At 67.8% G+C, this 16,012-nt stretch carries 13 protein-coding genes and 3 pseudogenes; 8 read left to right on the top strand and 8 right to left on the bottom strand.

The genetic code is table 11. From position 1 onward, the window contains the following. Positions 1 to 69 precede the first annotated feature (69 nt). Both R4Z63_RS25110 and R4Z63_RS25105 read left to right on the top strand, forming a co-directional pair. Positions 70 to 1,695 (top strand): penicillin-binding transpeptidase domain-containing protein, encoded by a 1,626-nt coding sequence (locus tag R4Z63_RS25110; protein ID WP_384452096.1) that lies wholly within the window; start codon positions 70 to 72, stop codon positions 1,693 to 1,695. 45 nt (positions 1,696 to 1,740) lie between these two features. After that, positions 1,741 to 3,219, top strand: a complete 1,479-nt coding sequence (locus R4Z63_RS25105; RefSeq protein WP_384452100.1) for a peptidoglycan D,D-transpeptidase FtsI family protein — start codon at positions 1,741 to 1,743, stop codon at positions 3,217 to 3,219. A gap of 156 nt (positions 3,220 to 3,375) precedes the next feature. Here R4Z63_RS25105 and R4Z63_RS25100 read toward each other — a convergent pair. Both R4Z63_RS25100 and R4Z63_RS25095 read right to left on the bottom strand, forming a co-directional pair. Beyond that, a pseudogene (locus R4Z63_RS25100) lies at positions 3,376 to 3,586 on the bottom strand (fasciclin domain-containing protein); the annotation flags it as partial. 55 nt (positions 3,587 to 3,641) lie between these two features. Next, positions 3,642 to 4,406 carry a choice-of-anchor P family protein gene (locus R4Z63_RS25095; protein ID WP_384452103.1) on the bottom strand — a complete coding sequence of 255 codons (765 nt, stop codon included), beginning with the start codon at positions 4,404 to 4,406 and terminating at the stop codon, positions 3,642 to 3,644. Positions 4,407 to 4,717: 311 nt separating this feature from the next. Between R4Z63_RS25095 and R4Z63_RS25090 the strand changes: the two genes are divergently transcribed. Further along, a complete protein-coding gene (locus R4Z63_RS25090; protein WP_384452106.1) occupies positions 4,718 to 4,867 on the top strand; it encodes a penicillin-binding transpeptidase domain-containing protein in 150 nt (49 codons plus the stop codon). Positions 4,868 to 5,204: 337 nt separating this feature from the next. Here the strand turns inward: R4Z63_RS25090 and R4Z63_RS25085 are convergent, their stop codons facing one another. From R4Z63_RS25085 to R4Z63_RS25075, 3 genes are all read right to left on the bottom strand, one after another. Next, positions 5,205 to 6,431 (bottom strand): beta-ketoacyl-[acyl-carrier-protein] synthase family protein, encoded by a 1,227-nt coding sequence (locus R4Z63_RS25085; protein ID WP_384452109.1) that lies wholly within the window; start codon positions 6,429 to 6,431, stop codon positions 5,205 to 5,207. A 198-nt stretch (positions 6,432 to 6,629) separates the two neighbouring features. Beyond that, positions 6,630 to 6,959 carry an acyl carrier protein gene (locus tag R4Z63_RS25080; protein WP_384452112.1) on the bottom strand — a complete coding sequence of 110 codons (330 nt, stop codon included), beginning with the start codon at positions 6,957 to 6,959 and terminating at the stop codon, positions 6,630 to 6,632. 18 nt (positions 6,960 to 6,977) lie between these two features. Continuing rightward, entirely contained in the window at positions 6,978 to 7,970 is a 993-nt protein-coding gene (locus tag R4Z63_RS25075) for a 3-oxoacyl-ACP synthase III family protein (RefSeq protein ID WP_384452115.1), read from the bottom strand. 309 nt (positions 7,971 to 8,279) lie between these two features. Between R4Z63_RS25075 and R4Z63_RS25070 the strand changes: the two genes are divergently transcribed. Beyond that, entirely contained in the window at positions 8,280 to 9,182 is a 903-nt protein-coding gene (locus R4Z63_RS25070) for an AurF N-oxygenase family protein (RefSeq protein ID WP_384452118.1), read from the top strand. Positions 9,183 to 9,236: 54 nt separating this feature from the next. Next, positions 9,237 to 9,503, top strand: coding sequence for an MMPL family transporter (locus tag R4Z63_RS25065; RefSeq protein ID WP_384581638.1), 267 nt, complete (start codon positions 9,237 to 9,239; stop codon positions 9,501 to 9,503). A gap of 547 nt (positions 9,504 to 10,050) precedes the next feature. On the opposite strand, the gene R4Z63_RS25060 is transcribed toward R4Z63_RS25065, so the two are convergent. The 3 genes and pseudogenes from R4Z63_RS25060 to R4Z63_RS25050 form a co-directional block, all read right to left on the bottom strand. Further along, on the bottom strand, positions 10,051 to 10,347 hold the full coding sequence (locus R4Z63_RS25060; protein WP_384452120.1) for a hypothetical protein: 297 nt from the start codon (positions 10,345 to 10,347) through the stop codon (positions 10,051 to 10,053). Positions 10,348 to 10,417: 70 nt separating this feature from the next. Then, positions 10,418 to 11,287 (bottom strand): annotated as a pseudogene (locus tag R4Z63_RS25055) (IS5 family transposase). Between the two features lie 16 nt (positions 11,288 to 11,303). Then, a pseudogene (locus R4Z63_RS25050) lies at positions 11,304 to 12,379 on the bottom strand (GAF domain-containing protein); the annotation flags it as partial. Between the two features lie 758 nt (positions 12,380 to 13,137). On the opposite strand from R4Z63_RS25050, the gene R4Z63_RS25045 reads away from it, so the two are divergent. The 3 genes from R4Z63_RS25045 (at position 13,138) to R4Z63_RS25035 (ending at position 15,812) form a co-directional block, all read left to right on the top strand. Continuing rightward, positions 13,138 to 13,929: a class I SAM-dependent DNA methyltransferase gene (locus tag R4Z63_RS25045; protein WP_384452123.1), complete on the top strand. Its 792-nt coding sequence runs from the start codon at positions 13,138 to 13,140 to the stop codon at positions 13,927 to 13,929. 1 nt (position 13,930) lies between these two features. Further along, positions 13,931 to 14,656 carry a tRNA-dependent cyclodipeptide synthase gene (locus R4Z63_RS25040; RefSeq protein WP_384452126.1) on the top strand — a complete coding sequence of 242 codons (726 nt, stop codon included), beginning with the start codon at positions 13,931 to 13,933 and terminating at the stop codon, positions 14,654 to 14,656. A 79-nt stretch (positions 14,657 to 14,735) separates the two neighbouring features. Next, the gene (locus R4Z63_RS25035; protein ID WP_384452129.1) at positions 14,736 to 15,812 is read left to right on the top strand and encodes a cytochrome P450; all 1,077 of its coding nucleotides are present in this window, start codon (positions 14,736 to 14,738) and stop codon (positions 15,810 to 15,812) included. Positions 15,813 to 16,012 lie beyond the last annotated feature (200 nt).

Here is a 16,012-nt window from a genome sequence, read left to right as displayed (position 1 = left end):
AGCACCCACCCGGAACACTCACCGCCCCACTCGTGAAGCAGTCCAGCTGAAAGTCGGAAGGACCCTGTGATGTCTGAATTGGAACACCCTGCCCCCACCCGCGGACGTCGGCGCCTCCTGCACATAGCTGTCGCGGCAGTCGGCGTTGCCGCGGTCGCGGCAGGCGGCGCGTACGTCGCGCACTGGGGACCGTTCGAACCGGACCGGCCGGTCACCGATCCGGCCGCCGTGACCCAGGCTCAGGGCTTCCTGGCAGATTGGGCAGCCGGCCGTACCCAAAGCGCGGGGGCCCGCACCACCAGCCCCGACCAGGCACAGACGGCCTTGCGGAACTTCACCGCAGGGCTCGACATCAGCAAACCGGCCCTGACTGCCGGCGCGGCCCGGGCGGCCGAGGACGGTACCGTCACCCTCGCGTTCTCCGCAAAGATGCCGGTCACCGGTCTGGGGACCTGGTCCTACGACTCTCAGATACCCGTGCGCCGACAGGACAACGGGGCGTGGAAGATCGCGTGGGACCTGTCACTGGTCCACCCGAGTCTGAGCAGCACCGAGAAGTTCCGCCTGCAGCGCCAGGACACCGATACCGCCCCGGTCACCGACCGCACGGGCAAGCCGCTGTCCGCGGACGCCGGCCCGTCCCTGAAACCGGTGCTCGACCAGATCGCGCAGCGTGCAGGGGCCGGTCCGCGCGGCGTCATCGAGCGGATCAACCGGGCCAGCGGAGAGGTCACCGGCATCGAGGCCCGGTTCGGCAAGGAAGACGGCGCCGCGGCCGGACAGAGCATTCGCACCACGCTCGACGCGGAGTGGCAGAAGGCGGCTGACCAGGCCCTGGCCGCGAAGGCCGACGGCAAGGACGCGGCGCTCGTGGCTCTGCGCATCGACAACGGCGAGATCCTGGCCGTGGCGAACTCGCCGGCCGCCGGGTTCAACCGCGCGCTCTCCGGCACCTACGCCCCCGGCTCCACCTGGAAGATCGTCACCACCAGCGCGCTGCTCCTGGCCGACGCCGTTAAACCGGGCGACATCGTCGACTGCCCCAAGTACCTGACCGTCGGCAAGCAGTTCCACAACGTCGAGACGTCCGAGTTTCCCGGCGCGACGTTCACCAAGAACTTCACCGAGTCCTGCAACACCGGGTTCATCAGCCTGCGCGGCAAAGTCGGCGACAACGAACTCGGCGAGGTCGCCGGGAAGTACTTCGGCATCGGGCAGGAGTGGAACGTGGGCCTTCCCACCTTCGACGGATCCGTACCAGCCCCCGGCGACCAGACCGAGAAGGCCGCCTCGATGATCGGCCAGGGCCGCGTGCTGGGAAACCCGCTGACCATGGCCTCCGTCGCCGCGACCGCCGTCTCCGGAACCTTCCACCAGCCCACCATCACCCCCGGCACCGAGGACAAGACCACCACCAGCGCGCTGCCCGCCGAGGTCGTCACCCAGCTGCGCGCCCTGATGCGGGCCACCGTCACCGACGGCACCGCGCGCGGTCTGGCCGGCCTGCCCGGGAACGTCGGCGCGAAAACCGGCACCGCCGAGGTCAGCGAAAGCGCCCCGAACAACGGCTGGGTCGTCGCCACCCGCGGCAACGTCGCCGTCGCCGTCGTCGTCGAAGGCGGCATCACCGGCGGATCGTCCGCCGTACCCGTCGTGCGCCACCTTCTCGAAGCCATCCCCCACGCCCCCTCCTGACCGGCCCCCGCCCCTGATCTGGCGCACACCTCTTCGAAAGCGAACATGAACAAGACCCTCCGGCACACCGCAGTCTTCTTCGGGGTGCTGTTCTTCGCCCTGCTCGGCCGCGCGACCTGGATCCACGCAGTCTCCGGCGAGAGCCTGGCCAAAGACCCGAACAACCGCAGAAACCTGATCGAGGCCTTCAGCCGCCCCCGCGGGGACATCATCGTCGGCGGACGCCCGATCACCGGCTCGATACCGACCCCGGGCTCCGACCTGTTGTACAAGCGCACCTACGTCGACGGGCCGATGTACGCGCCGATCACCGGCTACCTCTCCCAGGCACAGGGGGCCACCTTTCTTGAAGGTGTCCACCGCGACATCCTCGCGGGCACGGACCTCCGTCTGCAGCGCGGCCTATTCGACACCTTGATCGGAAAGAAGACCGCGGGTGGTGACATCGTCACCACCATCGACCCCAAGGCACAGAAGGCCGCCTACCAGGGGCTCACGGACCTCGGTGCGAAAGGTGCGGTCGTGGCCCTCGACCCCCGCACCGGGAAGATCCTCGCCCTGGCCAGCACCCCGTCCTACGATCCGTCCGTGTTCACCGGGAACTCCATGAAGGAGGGCGAGGAGTTCACCCGCCTCGACCAGGACAAGGACAAGCCGCTCAGCAACCGGGCGATCCGCGAGGCATACCCGTCCGGCTCCACCTTCAAGATCCTCACCGCGGCCGCCGCCCTCGAGCACGGTACGGTCACCGACATCGACGCATCCTCCGGCCTGCCCGCCCGCTACACGCTGCCACAGAGCAGCAGCACGATCGGCAACGTCGTACCCGACGCCCAGTGCGACAAGGTGTCGATGAAGACGGCCATGCAGTGGTCCTGCAACAGCGTCTTCCTCGACGCGGCTCTGAAGACAGGCGTGGAGAAGATGCGCGAGACCGCGGAGAAGTTCGGCTTCAACAAGGAGCACTTCACGCCGGTCCGCACCGCGGCCAGCTCCTACCCCGAGCGGCTCGACCGGCCGCAGACCGCCTTGACCGGCATAGGCCAGGGAAGCCTGACCAGCACCCCGATGCAGATGGCCATGGTCGCGGCCGGCATCGCCAACGACGGCAAGGTGATGAAGCCCTACCTGGTCGAACAAATGAACGGGCCCGACCTGTCCGTGCTGGAGAAGACCGAACCCGAGCCCCACGCCCAGGCAGTCTCCGAGGCCACCGCCCGCAAGGTGCAGGACATGATGGAGCACACCGTCCGCGAAGGCACCGCCGGCCAGGCGCAGATACCCGGCGTGACCGTGGGCGGGAAACCGGGAACCGCCGAACACGGCGTCGATGTACGAGACAATCGCCCCTACGCCTGGTTCGTCTCCTACGCCAAACAGAGCGACGGGACCTCCCCAGTCGCGGTCGCCGTCTTCATCGACCCCAGCGACATGGACATCCCCGAATCCGAGATCGGCGGTGGCCGCCTCGCCGGACCCATCGCCAAAGCCGTCATGAACGCCGTGCTCAAACGGGGCGCGTAGAGAGAGAACACCCTGTCAGCAGGGCAGTCCGGCATCGCCGTCCCGCGACCCCCGGGGCTTGTGCAGGGCCTGTACGTCGAGGCCCCACCTGCACACGAAATCGCAGACCTGCAACACCCGGTGCGGCGCACGCCTGGCACACCACGCGCTCGACGCGGTGCCCCCGCGCTGGTGCTTGGAGGTGAGCTTCTGGCCGACGGCGTGGCAGGTGAGGGCTTGGCTGAGCGTCGCCTTGTAGGCGAGGATCTTGTCGAGGTCGGACCTTCGGAATCTTGGCGAAGGCGTTGTTCGTCGGGGCGAAGACGGTGATGTCCTTCGCGTTGTTGAGGGATTCGATGAGACCGGCCTGCTTGACCGCCGCGACCAGACGGCAGATGCAGCGGACGCCGTGCTGCGGGAAGGCACTATGCGCGGGCGGGGTATCAGTGCTCCGGACACGGCAGGCCGGCAGTCTGGCCGCAATAGGTTTCGTCGCTACCGTCGTCGCAGTTTTTCTCCCCGTCGCACACCTGGTCTGCGGGAATGCAGACCCCGTCGCCGCACGCGACGAAGCCGGCCGGGCACGTGGGCTCGTCCGGCGTGGCGAGGGGGCCGCAGGTGGCCGAGCCGATGACAAGATCGGCGGAACCGTCCAGTGCGCGTGCGTGCAGTGCGTTGACGGTCAAGGCTCCACGGGCGGTCGACTGCTCGTTGACCGTCAGTTCGAACACGGGTGCGGCGGCGGGGTACAGGATCACGGTGTTGGGGGCTGGGGTCGCGGGCAGCTCGGTGGTTCCCACCGAGGCCCGGGTGAGCGTGGCGACGCCCTGCGTTCCCGAGTCCCTCTGGGCGCGGCAGGTGACGGAAACCTGCTGGGCGGTGATGCGCCCGATCACCGCGTAGATACTGATATCAGCAACGGTCGCCTCGGCGCGCTCCATGTCGCTGTCGTAGGAGACAAAGGCTGAGGCAGCCCCGGTGGAAATGCGGTTCGGTCCTCGTCCGATGCGGATTCCCGCGGTCGAGGCGCTGGGGCGGGTACTGGTCGCCAATGGGGTCGGTTCGACCTGGAGACCCGCCAGCTGGCCGCCTACGCCGTAGGCGCGGAGGGTTTCAGGCACTGCGGTGCCCGCCTCCTGTGCGGCAGCGGTCGGCAAAGCGAGGCCGAAACTCGCCGTCAGGGCCAGCGTCAGTACACATCTGCGCATCCGCGTTCCTCATCTCGCTCTGTACACGGGGCGCAGGCAGTCTCCCCGGCCGCCTGGGGCCGCTACCGAAGTACCGCCGGATGGCGGCGCCGAGGACGGGGCAGATCTCCACGCGGCGAGCAGCGGGGATGAGGACGTGATGGAGCAGGCTGCTTCGCAGCATGGGCGTGATCCGGCCTCCCTGTGTGCAGCGGCAGCGGGTGACCTGTCCGTCACCATGGCGGCCGAAGAGGGTCCGCGTGGTGATCAATGGGTGGGCGCTCACCGGCAGGGGCCAGAAAAGCCTCACCAGCACCCGATGCAGATGGGCCGTGGTTGCCGCAGGCATCGCCAACGACGGCGCCGTGATGAAGCCCCGCCTGGTCGAGCAGATCCAGGCACCCGATCTGTCCGTCATCGAGAAGACGCAGCCTGAGGCTCACGGCCAGGCCGTCTCCGAGGAAACCGCGAAGAAGGTGTAGGCCATGATGGAACACACCGTGCGGGAAGGTACCGTGAAACGGAGCCCACATCCCCGGGGTGAGGGGTCGGCGGGAAGCCCTGCACATCCGAGCACGGCATCGACGTACGCGACGAAAGGACCTGCGCGTGGTTCGTCTCCTACGCCAAGCAGGCTGACGTAACCTCCCCTGTTGGTGTGGCCGTCTTCGTCGATCCCAAGGACATGAACATCTCCGACGCCGACATCGGAGGCGGCAAGCTCGGCGCACCGCTCGCCAAGGCAGTCATGAACGCCGTACTCAAATAGCCGCCGGCCCATGCCCATCCGCACGGCGCGGGCAGGTGGATGCGCTGCAATTACGGTGTCGTGAGCAGGAGTACTGAGTTCCGGCCACCGAATCCGAATGAGCAGGTGATCGCGGTGTTCGCGGCGACGGGGCGAGGCGTGCCGGTGACAATGTCGAGTTTGTGAGGACCGTCCTGGACCTCGAAGTTGGCGGTGGGCGGAACCTGTTGGTGCTGGAGGGCCAGAACGGTGTAAGCCGCCTCGATGGCCCCCGCAGCGCCGATGGCATGGCCGATGATGCTTTTGGGCGCGGTGACCGGGGGCAGGTTGGAGCCGAAGATGTCGGTGAAGGCGGCTGCTTCCGCGCCGTCGTTGTGCCGGGTAGAGGTGCCGTGCGCGTTGATGTGCCCGATGTCGCGAGGGCTGCAGCCGCTGTCTTGCAGCGCGATGCGCAGGGCCCGTGCGGCGCCGTCCCCGGTGGGGTGCGGTGCGACGGGGTGGTGGGCGTCCGTGGTGGTGCCACAGCCCCGCAGGAGCGCCTTGATGGGTGCGCATCGCGCCTTGGCCGTAATGTGGCGTTCCAAGACCAGAACGGCTGCGCCTTCTCCTAGGACGAGTCCGTCACGGTCGGCATCGAAGGGGCGGCAGGCAAGGTGGGGCTGGTCGCGGCGCCGGGAGATGGCCCCCATCTGAGCGAAGCAGGCGACAGTCATGGGGGCGAGAGGCGATTCACTGCCGCCGGCAAGGACGATGTCGCAGGCGCCCGCGCGCAGGAGGTCCCGGGCGGTGCTCAGAGCGACGGCCCCTGAGGCGCAGGCGGCGGCAGTAGCGAAGGACGGCCCTTTGGCGCCGAGGTCAAGGGCGACTTCTCCTGATGCCGTGTCCGGCAGGCTGCGGGGCAACGCCAGGGGTGACACCCGGGCGGGATGGCCGTCAAGGAGTTGGGAGAACTCGCCGTTGTAGTTCTGCATGCTGTTGGAGGCGGTACCCAGGACGACGCCGACGCGTTCACCATTCCACGTCCGCGAGTCCAGTTGGCTGTCCATGACCGCTGCGCGGGCCGCGATCAGAGCGAAGTGACCGAAGCGATCCAGTCGCCTGGCACGAGAACGGCCGAACATTGCGGCGGCGTCGAAGGCCGGGACCTGGCAGGAGAAGTCGCTGGGCAGCCCGGACAGACGCGGATCCCGAGTGGCCAATGACCGCCCCTGGCACAGCGCAGACCAGTTGTCCTGGACGGTGAGTCCGGCCGGCGTGACGAGACCGATGCCGGTCACCGCGATGGCGTCAGCGCGCATGCTCGGCACCCTGACGTGGGGGGACGAATGGCCGAGCCGAAAGGACGGTGATTGCCTCAAGAAGTCCGCCGCGATGCCGGCAAAGACGATCACGGCCCATACCGGCGTCCGAGCCTGAGCCGTCCCATACGCTGGGCGTACGGGTCAGTTGCCTCGAAAGCTTCATATCTGGTGCGGTGACCCTCAGCGCAGTGGCTCTCATACGGCCGCTCCGTCGGGCTCAGTCGAACCCTGGGCGGAGTGGATGTGTCGGTCGAGGGCAGCGGCGACATCCCCGACGGTCAGAGCCGAGCTGAGGTCTACGCCGAGTTCGGAAAGCGTCACGCCCAGCCTTTGATGGACTACCACCAGCATTTCCATCAGGCCCAAGGAATCCAGCCCGAGGCTTTCGAAGGTAACGTGCGGAGTCAGCATGGTGGTATCGACATCGTCGAAGTGCGTGGACAAGAGGTCGCGGATCGTCTCGAAGCCGTTCGCATACGGGGCCATGGTGACGTTCTTCCAAACAGGGCAGGTGGCCGGAGCCACGGAGGGTGACGGTGGGTGTTAGAGGCGAAGGGCGAGAGTACCGAGGCTGACCCCGCTCGCCATGCCCAGGAGCACCACCGGGTCACCGGGATGCAGACGCCCAGCCTCGACCTCCAAGGCGAGTTGCATGGGCAGGGTGGCGGCCGCAGTGTTTCCGTGGGTTTGGATCGTGGTGGACACCCGTGAGGCGGGAATATCAAGCGATGCCAGGATCCGGTCGGTCCAGCGCTGCGTCGGAAGGTGCATGAAAAATCGGGCGACATCGTCGAATGACATCCCGATAGCAGGCTCCACGACCCTCCTGTCGATGGCAAGAGAGCGACCCGCTCGCATCATGGCTTCCAAGCTGTTGGTCCATTCCCACTCCGGCGCGGAGGGAATAGGGATGACGGTGGCGCCCCAAGCCTTGGACTGCGCGAAGAAGCGCGCGCCGAGGATGCCTGGTTCGGCGGCGGCTTCGATCCACATCGCCGCCCCGGCATCCGACATGGTGTAGCTGACCATGGCGTGCGCGAACTCTCTGGGCGTCGCGACGCACAGGCGTCTGGTCTTCTGCCAGGTCTCACCACAGCACAACAGGATGCGTTCATACGCACCCGTCCGGATCAGCGCATCGGCGACCTCGAGGCCGTTGAGGAAACTGTTGCAGGCGTTCTTCACGTCGAATACCGGGCACTGTGCGCCGAGCTTGGACGCCACAATGTGCGCGGTCGCAGGCTCGAGGACATCCAACGAGGTCGCGGCGAAGATGATGAGATCTGCGTCCTGAATGCTCTGCCCGGTTTCGGCAAGAAGCTTCTGGGCGGCGGCGACCGCAAGGTCTGACGGACACTCATCCGGCGGACTGATGTACCGGTGTTCCACGCCGGTCACACTCTCAATCGATCCAGCAGGAACGGCGAAGCCCGGGCTTTTCCGGGCGATTTCCTCCTCAAGGTCGGTTGTCGAGATCCGCTTCTCGGGAAGATAAGCGGAAACTCCTGCCAGACGACTGAACCGGGGCGCGTTCACACTGGAAACATATCGGGCTGCATCGCACTCCGTGGGATTCGCGCGGCGCTCAGATCGTGCGCCCAGACCGGTTCACCCGAACGGCCCCCACTCATGTCCATGAGCGGTCCGGCAAAGGCCAGCAACCCGACTTCCGAACAACAGCTACCCGGGACCCGACCCCAAAGCAGCGAGCCCTGCTTGCCTTCCCTACACCTGGGCGAGTGAATCCAGGCGCCAACCGTTGTGTTGGCCGTCAGCACCGCGAACGCCCGCACCAGAGTGCTCCCCGGAAGGGTCCTCAGCAGCGCGTGAACACGGGAGTAGACCATGGACACCCGCCCGACAACGGCGCCGCCCGAAGGCACATCCCACGACGTCGCCCGGCGGCTGCTGCAGGCATCTCCACCGCCCGACTCCCAGACTTCCGTCACATGGGACACGACCGCCCCGGATGATGCCTGGTACTGCGTGCCCGAGCGCCTGTCGCTCTTCGGAACACCACTGTGGCAGCGCATGAACGACAAACAGCGCCGGGAGACGTCCCGCCGTGAACTCGCCAGCATGATGGGCTTGGCTCTGTGGTCCGAGCTCCTTTTGATGGAGACCTTCGCTCGGCACCTCACCCGACGCGACCCCAAGGACCCCCGCACCCAATACGCACTGACCGAAATCTCCGAAGAGGCCCGGCACTCCGCCATGTTCAGCAAACTCCTGGACCGGCTCGACTGCCCCGACTACCGCCCCCCAGCGGCACTCCACCGGGCAGCGGCGTGCTTCCTGCCGTCCCGCGACGACCTCACATTCGCCACACCGCTGATCTTCGAAGAAGTCCTCGACCGCTTCCAACGTGAGGCGGCCCGCGACGAACGGGTCCACCCACTCGTCCGCCAGGTATGTCAAATCCACGTCGCCGAAGAAGCCCGGCATATCACCTTCGCGCGTTCCGCCATGCGGGACGCGGTCAGACGCACCTCACCCGCACGCCTTGCCGTTCAACGGCAACGGATGGGTGTGCGCGCCATGGCAGCCACCAGGCTCCTGGTCAACACCCACGTCTATCGCGACATGGGCCTGGACCCACGCGCCGCCCGCAGCCAGGTACGCGCCAACCCACACTTCCGAGAGACGCTGCTGTGGAGCGGAGCCAAGGTCGTTCCCTTCCTCACAGACATCGGCATGATCACATCGACGGAAAGGCACTGGTGGAGGCACGCTGGCCTTCTCCAGTAGGCCCCGGCCCGGGCCGGCACGACGCCGCGGGCGCCGCCCGAGTGCCAGTAGCTCATCGAGTACACGGGCCGCCTGTTCGCCACCGCGGCACTGCTGGTCGCCGCAAGCATGGGCGCGCTGATGCTCGCCCGGACCAGCCTCCTGGTGGTGCTGGGCGCGACGATGACGGCCATCGTCCTCATCGACGCCACCGTCGTACGGGGCGTCCTGGTCCCCGCGTTCACGCAACTGGCCGGTTGGGCGACCTGGTGGTCACGGCCAACGCCCGGCCGGGCAGCGCCCGCCACGACTCCCACACCCGCCGAAGCACGGAACCCGTAACCGCAGCAACGACATGACTCTCCATGGCTTCTGACCCGCTCTTGCAGTGTGGCAGTGCCGAGATGCCAACCAGGCGCTGCTGCCACCGTGGTAAAAGTCGTCCGCCACGGCGAGGAACGAAGCGCTTGCTCCAGGGGCCTGCGATAAATCTGCACAAAACACCCTGATCGCGCTGGTTGTGCCGCCCTTTGAGGTAGGAGTTCCCATGTCACGTCTGCTCGCTCGTGCCGCTCTGCTCGCCGCCACGGCCGCCCTGGCCTGCAGCGGACCCGTATACGCGGCTGCAGCCGCCCCGACAGCTCTGCCCTGCCCGCCTCCGCGCACACCGACGGCACTCGTCCCGTTGGGCTGCCCGTGCAACCTTATCGGGCAGCGTGGCCTGGTGCCGAACTCCGTGTGCACACGCGTCGGCAACTCTGGTACCGGTATCATGTTGTGCCGCGCAGGTTACGCCCCGGCCTTGAACGGCACGGTGTGCCGGCAGACTGAGCCTGCGTAGAACGCCTGCAGGGCGCCGAGAACCCGTCTGGGGCGACTAGGCCGTGTTTTAGGAAGCGCGGGCGGCCAGCCACTTGGTGAGGTCGCCCGCGATGCGGTCGTTGCTGGTCTCGACGGTCACGTCGTGTTCGCGGCGGGTGGTGTCGCGGCGGACGATCTCGTATCCGCCCTCGTCCAGGACGGCGACTGAGGCGAACCAGGCGGGGTCGTCTTGGTCGGGCTGGATGACGACGAAGGTGTTGTCGAAGTCGTTGAGGTCGCCGATCAGCATGAACAGGGCGTCCTCGGACGGGTCGTCGACGTGATCGCCGTTCTCGCTGTCGGCGCAGTAGTACCTGGCGGTCACTGAACCCTCCCCATGCGTGTGCTGCCCAATGCCGTGATCAGGATGGCATGACCGTGCGGGCGACCGCTGGTCACAGCCACTGGTGGATCGCCGCTATCTGGACCGTCGCCTCGAACCGGACGGCGAGCTTGTCATACCGGGTGGCGACCGCCCGGTGCTGCTTGAGGCGGCTGATCCCGCACTCGACCGCGTGGCGGGCCTTGTAGTCCTCCCGGTCGAAGGCCGGCGGTCGGCCACCGGCGCGGCCACGGCGCTTGCGGTTGCGGACCTGGTCGGCCGGCTCGGCGATGGTGCAGCGGATCCCGCGTCTGCGCAGGTAGGCACGGTTGGCGCGCGAGGAGTACGCCTTGTCACCACGTACCCGCAGCGGCTTGCGCCTGGGACGGCCACCGCCGACCTTGGGCACCCGGATCGCTTCGAGGACCGGCTCGAACTGCGGACTGTCACCCCGCTGCCCCGCCGTGACCAGCAACGACAACGGCTTCTGCCCCTGCTCGCACGCCAGATGGATCTTCGTGGAGAACCCGCCCCGCGACCGGCCCAGCCCGTGATCCTCCGGCTCGACCCCGAGACCGCCGGGCGGCTCCTTCTGCCCGGACCCGTCCCGGCGGGCACCAGCAGCATGCTGATGGGCTCTGCAGACCGTGGAGTCGACGTTCACCTCCCAGGTGATGAGCCCGGCCGCATCAGCCCTCGCCTGCAACAGGGTGAGAATCCGGGCCTACACACCCTCGCGCTGCCAACGGCGAAAGAGCCCGTAAACCGTCTGCCAGGGCCCGTACTCGTGCGGCAGATCACGCCACGGAACACCCGTCCGAACCCGCCACCGAACTCCATTGACCAACCGCCGCCGGTTCCCCGACCTGCGGCTCACACCCGCCGCAGGCAGCAACGACTCCAGCACCGACCACTGCTCATCAGAAAGATCCCCACGCCCCACACCATGATCATCACGGCGCGAGGCGTGAACCGGAACCCCGATCTAAAACACGGCCTAGGGCGAGCGCCGCCTGCCCCGCGTACGCCAGGAGGGGTTCCAGCTCGTCCTCGGTGAAGGCGGGCTCTCCCGGGAAGCGTGCGAGCAGCATGACCCCCCAGCTGTCCAGGCCCTCGGTCCCCATCGGGACGACCACGGCGGGCCCGAGTCCGCCCGCCACCTGCGCGTCGGACGCGTACGGTTCGTCGTCCGACGGCGCGGCCGCGGCGACGGGCCGTGCCAGGACGTACGCCGCTCCGGAAAGCGTCCCCTCCAACGGGACGACCAGCCCTTGCCGGGTCTCTCGGTCCCCTCGCAGGGAGAACTCGACGACCAGGCTGTCGGTGCCGGGGACGGGCCCGGCGATGTCCGCGATCTCGGACCCGGTGATCTCCTGCGCCCGGCGGGCGATCAGCGCCAGCACCTCGGCCCGGGACCTGCCGGCCAGCAGGCTCTCGGTGATCTCCGCGTTGGCCCTGAGCCAGCGCTGCTGGCGCTGCGCGGCCTCGTACAGCCGAGCGTTGTCGATGGCCACGCCCGCCGCGACGGACAGCGTCGTGATCACGGCCTCGTCCTCGGCGTCGAAGTCCGCTCCGCCGCGCTTCTCGGTCAGGTAGAGATTGCCGAACACCTCCTGGCGCACCAGGATCGGTGCACCGAGGAAGGTCCGCATCGGCGGATGGTGGGCCGGGAAGCCGTGGGAGGAGGAGTGCGTGCCGAGGTCGCTCAGCCGCAGCGACTCGGGGTGGCGGATGATCTCGCCCAGCAGTCCGTGGCCCGCAGGGTAGGGGCCGATCGCGGCGACCTCGTCCTCGGCGAGCCCCACCGTGAGGAACTGTGAGAGCTTGCGACCGTCGGGGCGATGGCCCCCAAGGCGCCGTACTCGGCATCCACGAGGAGGGCCGCCGCCTCCACGATGCGTCGCAGGACCTGCGCCAGTTCCAGTTCGCGCCCGACGGCCACGACCGCCTCGAGCAGGCTGTGCACCCGGTCCCGGGTTCCGCGTACGGCGTCGATCCGCGCCTGGAGCTCGTCCAGCAACTCGTCCAACCGCATCCTCGGCACCCGTGCCGACACGGCCCCCGTGCCCAGCCCAGCATCTCGTACAGGTCCCACAGGCACCAGGGCATCGAGGTGCGAGCGCCGGCCGGGCACCGCTCCCCCGACCCGCCGTGCGGAGGGAAGGGGCCGTTTGGCCCTGTCCGGCCCCGGCCCCGCGTCGATCATGGGGTGGTTGCCGGGAAGCGCCGCGGGTCCCCCGTCCGCGGCCCTTCCCGGTTCGTCATGTGTACGGCCGACACGAAGGTTGTCTGCTGACCTCCAGCATCCACTTGAGCTCCTCTCGCCGCACCAGCCACAGCCCCGAGAACATGACTACCCTGCGCAACCTCGCCATCGACACCCTGCGAGGCACCGGATACACCGGCATCGCGGCCGGCCTGCGCGAGGTCTCCTCCGCACCGCACAGCCGGCCGCTCGACCTACTCAGCCTGTCCCGACCAGCACAGACGCCAAACCGCCCCGACTATGAATCAGCCCTGCTCCAGGGGCTCCCGCGGAACTCTCACAGATGACCATTTCTGCGAGCAGGAAACGCGACGGCCTCCGCCGAGGAGGCGACTCCCGGAGGCGCACCACGCAGGGAGAGCTCCAATGCGACCGGACATTTCTCCACGCCAAACCTGTCCGAGGGGGCGCCGAGAGGTGTGTCGCACGGGGGAGGTGAACCCCTGTGACGCGGTTTGCTCCGAATGATCCGTTAACCACTTGTCGGGGCTATGCGAGGCGTTCCTGCCGTAGCTACGGTCAATTGCATGAGCACCCAAGGTGGAAGCCAGTTCGATACGGCAGCAGATGCCTACGAGGCATCGGCCGGCGACCTCCCCGTCCGCCCCCACATTGAGCATCCCTCCATCCGCGCACTCTGCGGCGACCTCACCGGAAAGCTCGCCCTCGACCTCGGCTGCGGCACGGGAATGTACAGCCGCAACCTCAAACAGTGGGGCGCCCAGCAGGTGATCGGCGCCGACATCTCCCTCGGGATGCTGGAGCGTGCCCGGGAGATCGAGAACGCGAGCCCGCTCGGCATCACCTACCTCCACCGTGACCTCAGGGAGGAGTGCCAGTGTGATCCACGGTTCGCCGACATCGCCGGGAACATCGACCTCGTCCTCGCTGTCTACGTGCTGTGCTACGCCACCAGCCGGGAGGACCTGACCGCGATGTGCCGCACCGCGCGGGCCGACCTGAAGCCGGGCGGCCGGTTCATCGCACCGGTCCTGAACCCCGACTACGCCGACGCAGCGGACTTCCCCCGCTTCTACGACGCCTACAACTTCTCCCTGACCGGTGTCGGGCCGACGGAGGAAGGCCGCACCGTCAGCCTGGACGCCTGGTTCCCCAAGGAATCCGGCATCGCCCCTGTCCACGTGGACGCCGTCTGGTGGACGAAGCAGACTTACGAGCAGGCGCTCCGGGCAGCGGGCTTCGAGACCGTCACCTGGCACGAGATGCAGGTGACCGGCCAGGGCGTGGCCGACAAGGGCAGAGAGTACTGGGTCAACTACCTCGCCCGGCCGCACGCCCTGGTCATCGAGGCGTCCTAGAGTGTGCCGGGTTCTGTTGGAGGCGGGGGACGGCACCCCGATCGAACGCGGCGAGTCGGTGATGTGGGGGGTCTCCCCGTTCAACTCGTTCTACTCGTCCGCCACCATCCGGTGCCTGATCCACTGGTCCGTACCCCGCTTCGACCGCGTCTACGTCCTGCTCGCGGGCCCGGAGGCGGCCCGCCGGTTCATCTCCGCAGGGATGGCACCACGCAAGGCAGTGGCCAAGGTGATGACTCAGGTCCACCAGCAGCGCCGCGCCGCCCAACGGGCTATAAGAACAGCCGGGTACGCCCACTCGGACCGGGACGTCATCGTCTGGTCGCGCCTCGCCGGGAACGCTCGCTACCTCGAACTGCGCTCCCTGATCCGTCAGGCCTACGAGACGGAACCCAACGTCAGGGAGGTAGTGCGCGCCACCACGGAACTGGCGCTGGCCGCGGCCGCCGGCGGCCGGTCCGCGGCCGAGGTGGTCGACGCGAATGTGGACTACGTCTTCGCGGAGACCCCGGTCGTCCTCGACGCAGCGGCCCTGCTGAGCCACGACCACACCGTGTTCGCCTACCACCGGCGCTTCCCGCTCTTCGACTACCTCGCCACCGGTGCGGTGCCTGCCCTGGCACCAGGTCCGGGACAGGTCTACGCCCAGCTGACTCTCACCCCGGAGGCTCCTCATGCAGTGCCCTGCGAGCCACTCGGCCATCGACTACCCCCTCCCGACCGGTGAACACGGCGGACCGTCGCCGCTGTTCGAGTCTCTGCGCCGCGACCATCCCCTGGTAAAAGTCCGGACATCAACCGGACAGATGGTGTGGCTGGCGACCCGGCACGCTGATATCACGCGGATCGTCACCGATCGCCGCTTCTCCCGTGACCTGACCCTCGGCGGGACCGTGCCGCTGCCACGGGACGACTTCAACGGTGTGCCGGGCGGGATCTTCAACCTCGATCCACCCGACCACACCAGAGTGCGACGCGTCCTGCAACGACACTTCTCTCCCGCCGCAGCAGCCGCACTCGAACCGGTGGTGGCCTCACATGCCCACCGCCTCATCGACACAATGTCCCAAGGGCCCAACCCAGCCGATCTGGTCGCCGCCTACGGTCGGCCGCTCGCTCTGCACATGGCGTGCGAGGTGATGCACGTTCCGGTGGAACAGCGTGTGCGGATCGTCGGGGATCTCCGGGTCCAGATGGACACCACAGCCGACTCCGTACTGGTGGGCGCCTCTACCGAACGGCTGCTGTGCTTCACCGACCAGATCCTGACCGACCCGCCGGAAGCCGGGCCCATCGGCTCCCTCGTTCAGGCCCATGCCGAGAACATGATCAGTGCCGAGGAACTACGAGGGACGGTGATGTACCTGTTCCTGACCTCCGCCGAACCTGTCATGGGCCCCACCGCCACCGCCGTGCACACACTGACCAGGCACCCGGAGGTCCTGCGCCAACTCCAGAACGGTACGAACGGGAACGAGCTGTGGGACGAGACGGTGTGGGAACTGCTGCGCTACCACCACAACTCCAACTCCTCCATGCCACGCGTCGCACTGGAAGACGTCACCATCACCGACGTCACCATCCGCCGGGGCGAGCACGTCGTCACCCCCTTCGGAGCCGCCGCCAACGACCCGGCCCACTTCAAGACACCGCATAAGTTCCGTACCGGACGTGCGGCTTCTGAGGACCCACAGGTCACCTTCGGGTCCGGACCGCACTTCTGCCTCGGCGTGAACATCGCCCGCATGTATCTACGCACCGCCCTGCGCACGCTTTGGGATCGTCTTCCCAATCTCACCCTGGCGGTCAAACACCAGGACGTGGCGTGGGAGCCGCGCGAGTTCTTGTTCACACGACCGGCCGAACTCCCCGTCGCCTGGTAGCCGGGACGCACCTGCCGGCTCGTTCATCAAGCGCCCCTCCCAACAGCCGGAGGACTGCTCGCAGGTGTCTGGACCCCAGCAGACCGCCGATGGCGCCGCGCCCCTTGCTGCTGGCCTCCGACATGAAGCGAACTTCATAGCCGAGGGTGATCGTCGGAGCACCGAGGCCCGCATCGCCCTCGCCGCCCGCGGCGTCCGCG

This window comes from Streptomyces sp. PL-29 (genome assembly GCF_058344425.1).
Note: the sequence above shows the minus strand (reverse complement) of the source record. Positions and strands in the feature narration are given on the sequence as shown.

Excerpts from the sequence above, each read along its gene's own strand:
- R4Z63_RS25095 (WP_384452103.1), bottom strand. The coding sequence starts at position 4,406 with ATGCGCAGATGTGTACTGACGCTGGCCCTGACGGCGAGTTTCGGCCTC.
- R4Z63_RS25070 (WP_384452118.1), top strand. The coding sequence starts at position 8,280 with ATGGACACCCGCCCGACAACGGCGCCGCCCGAAGGCACATCCCACGAC.
- R4Z63_RS25045 (WP_384452123.1), top strand. The coding sequence starts at position 13,138 with ATGAGCACCCAAGGTGGAAGCCAGTTCGATACGGCAGCAGATGCCTAC.
- R4Z63_RS25110 (WP_384452096.1), top strand. The coding sequence starts at position 70 with ATGTCTGAATTGGAACACCCTGCCCCCACCCGCGGACGTCGGCGCCTC.
- R4Z63_RS25085 (WP_384452109.1), bottom strand. The coding sequence starts at position 6,431 with ATGCGCGCTGACGCCATCGCGGTGACCGGCATCGGTCTCGTCACGCCG.
- R4Z63_RS25105 (WP_384452100.1), top strand. The coding sequence starts at position 1,741 with ATGAACAAGACCCTCCGGCACACCGCAGTCTTCTTCGGGGTGCTGTTC.
- R4Z63_RS25035 (WP_384452129.1), top strand. The coding sequence starts at position 14,736 with ATGGTGTGGCTGGCGACCCGGCACGCTGATATCACGCGGATCGTCACC.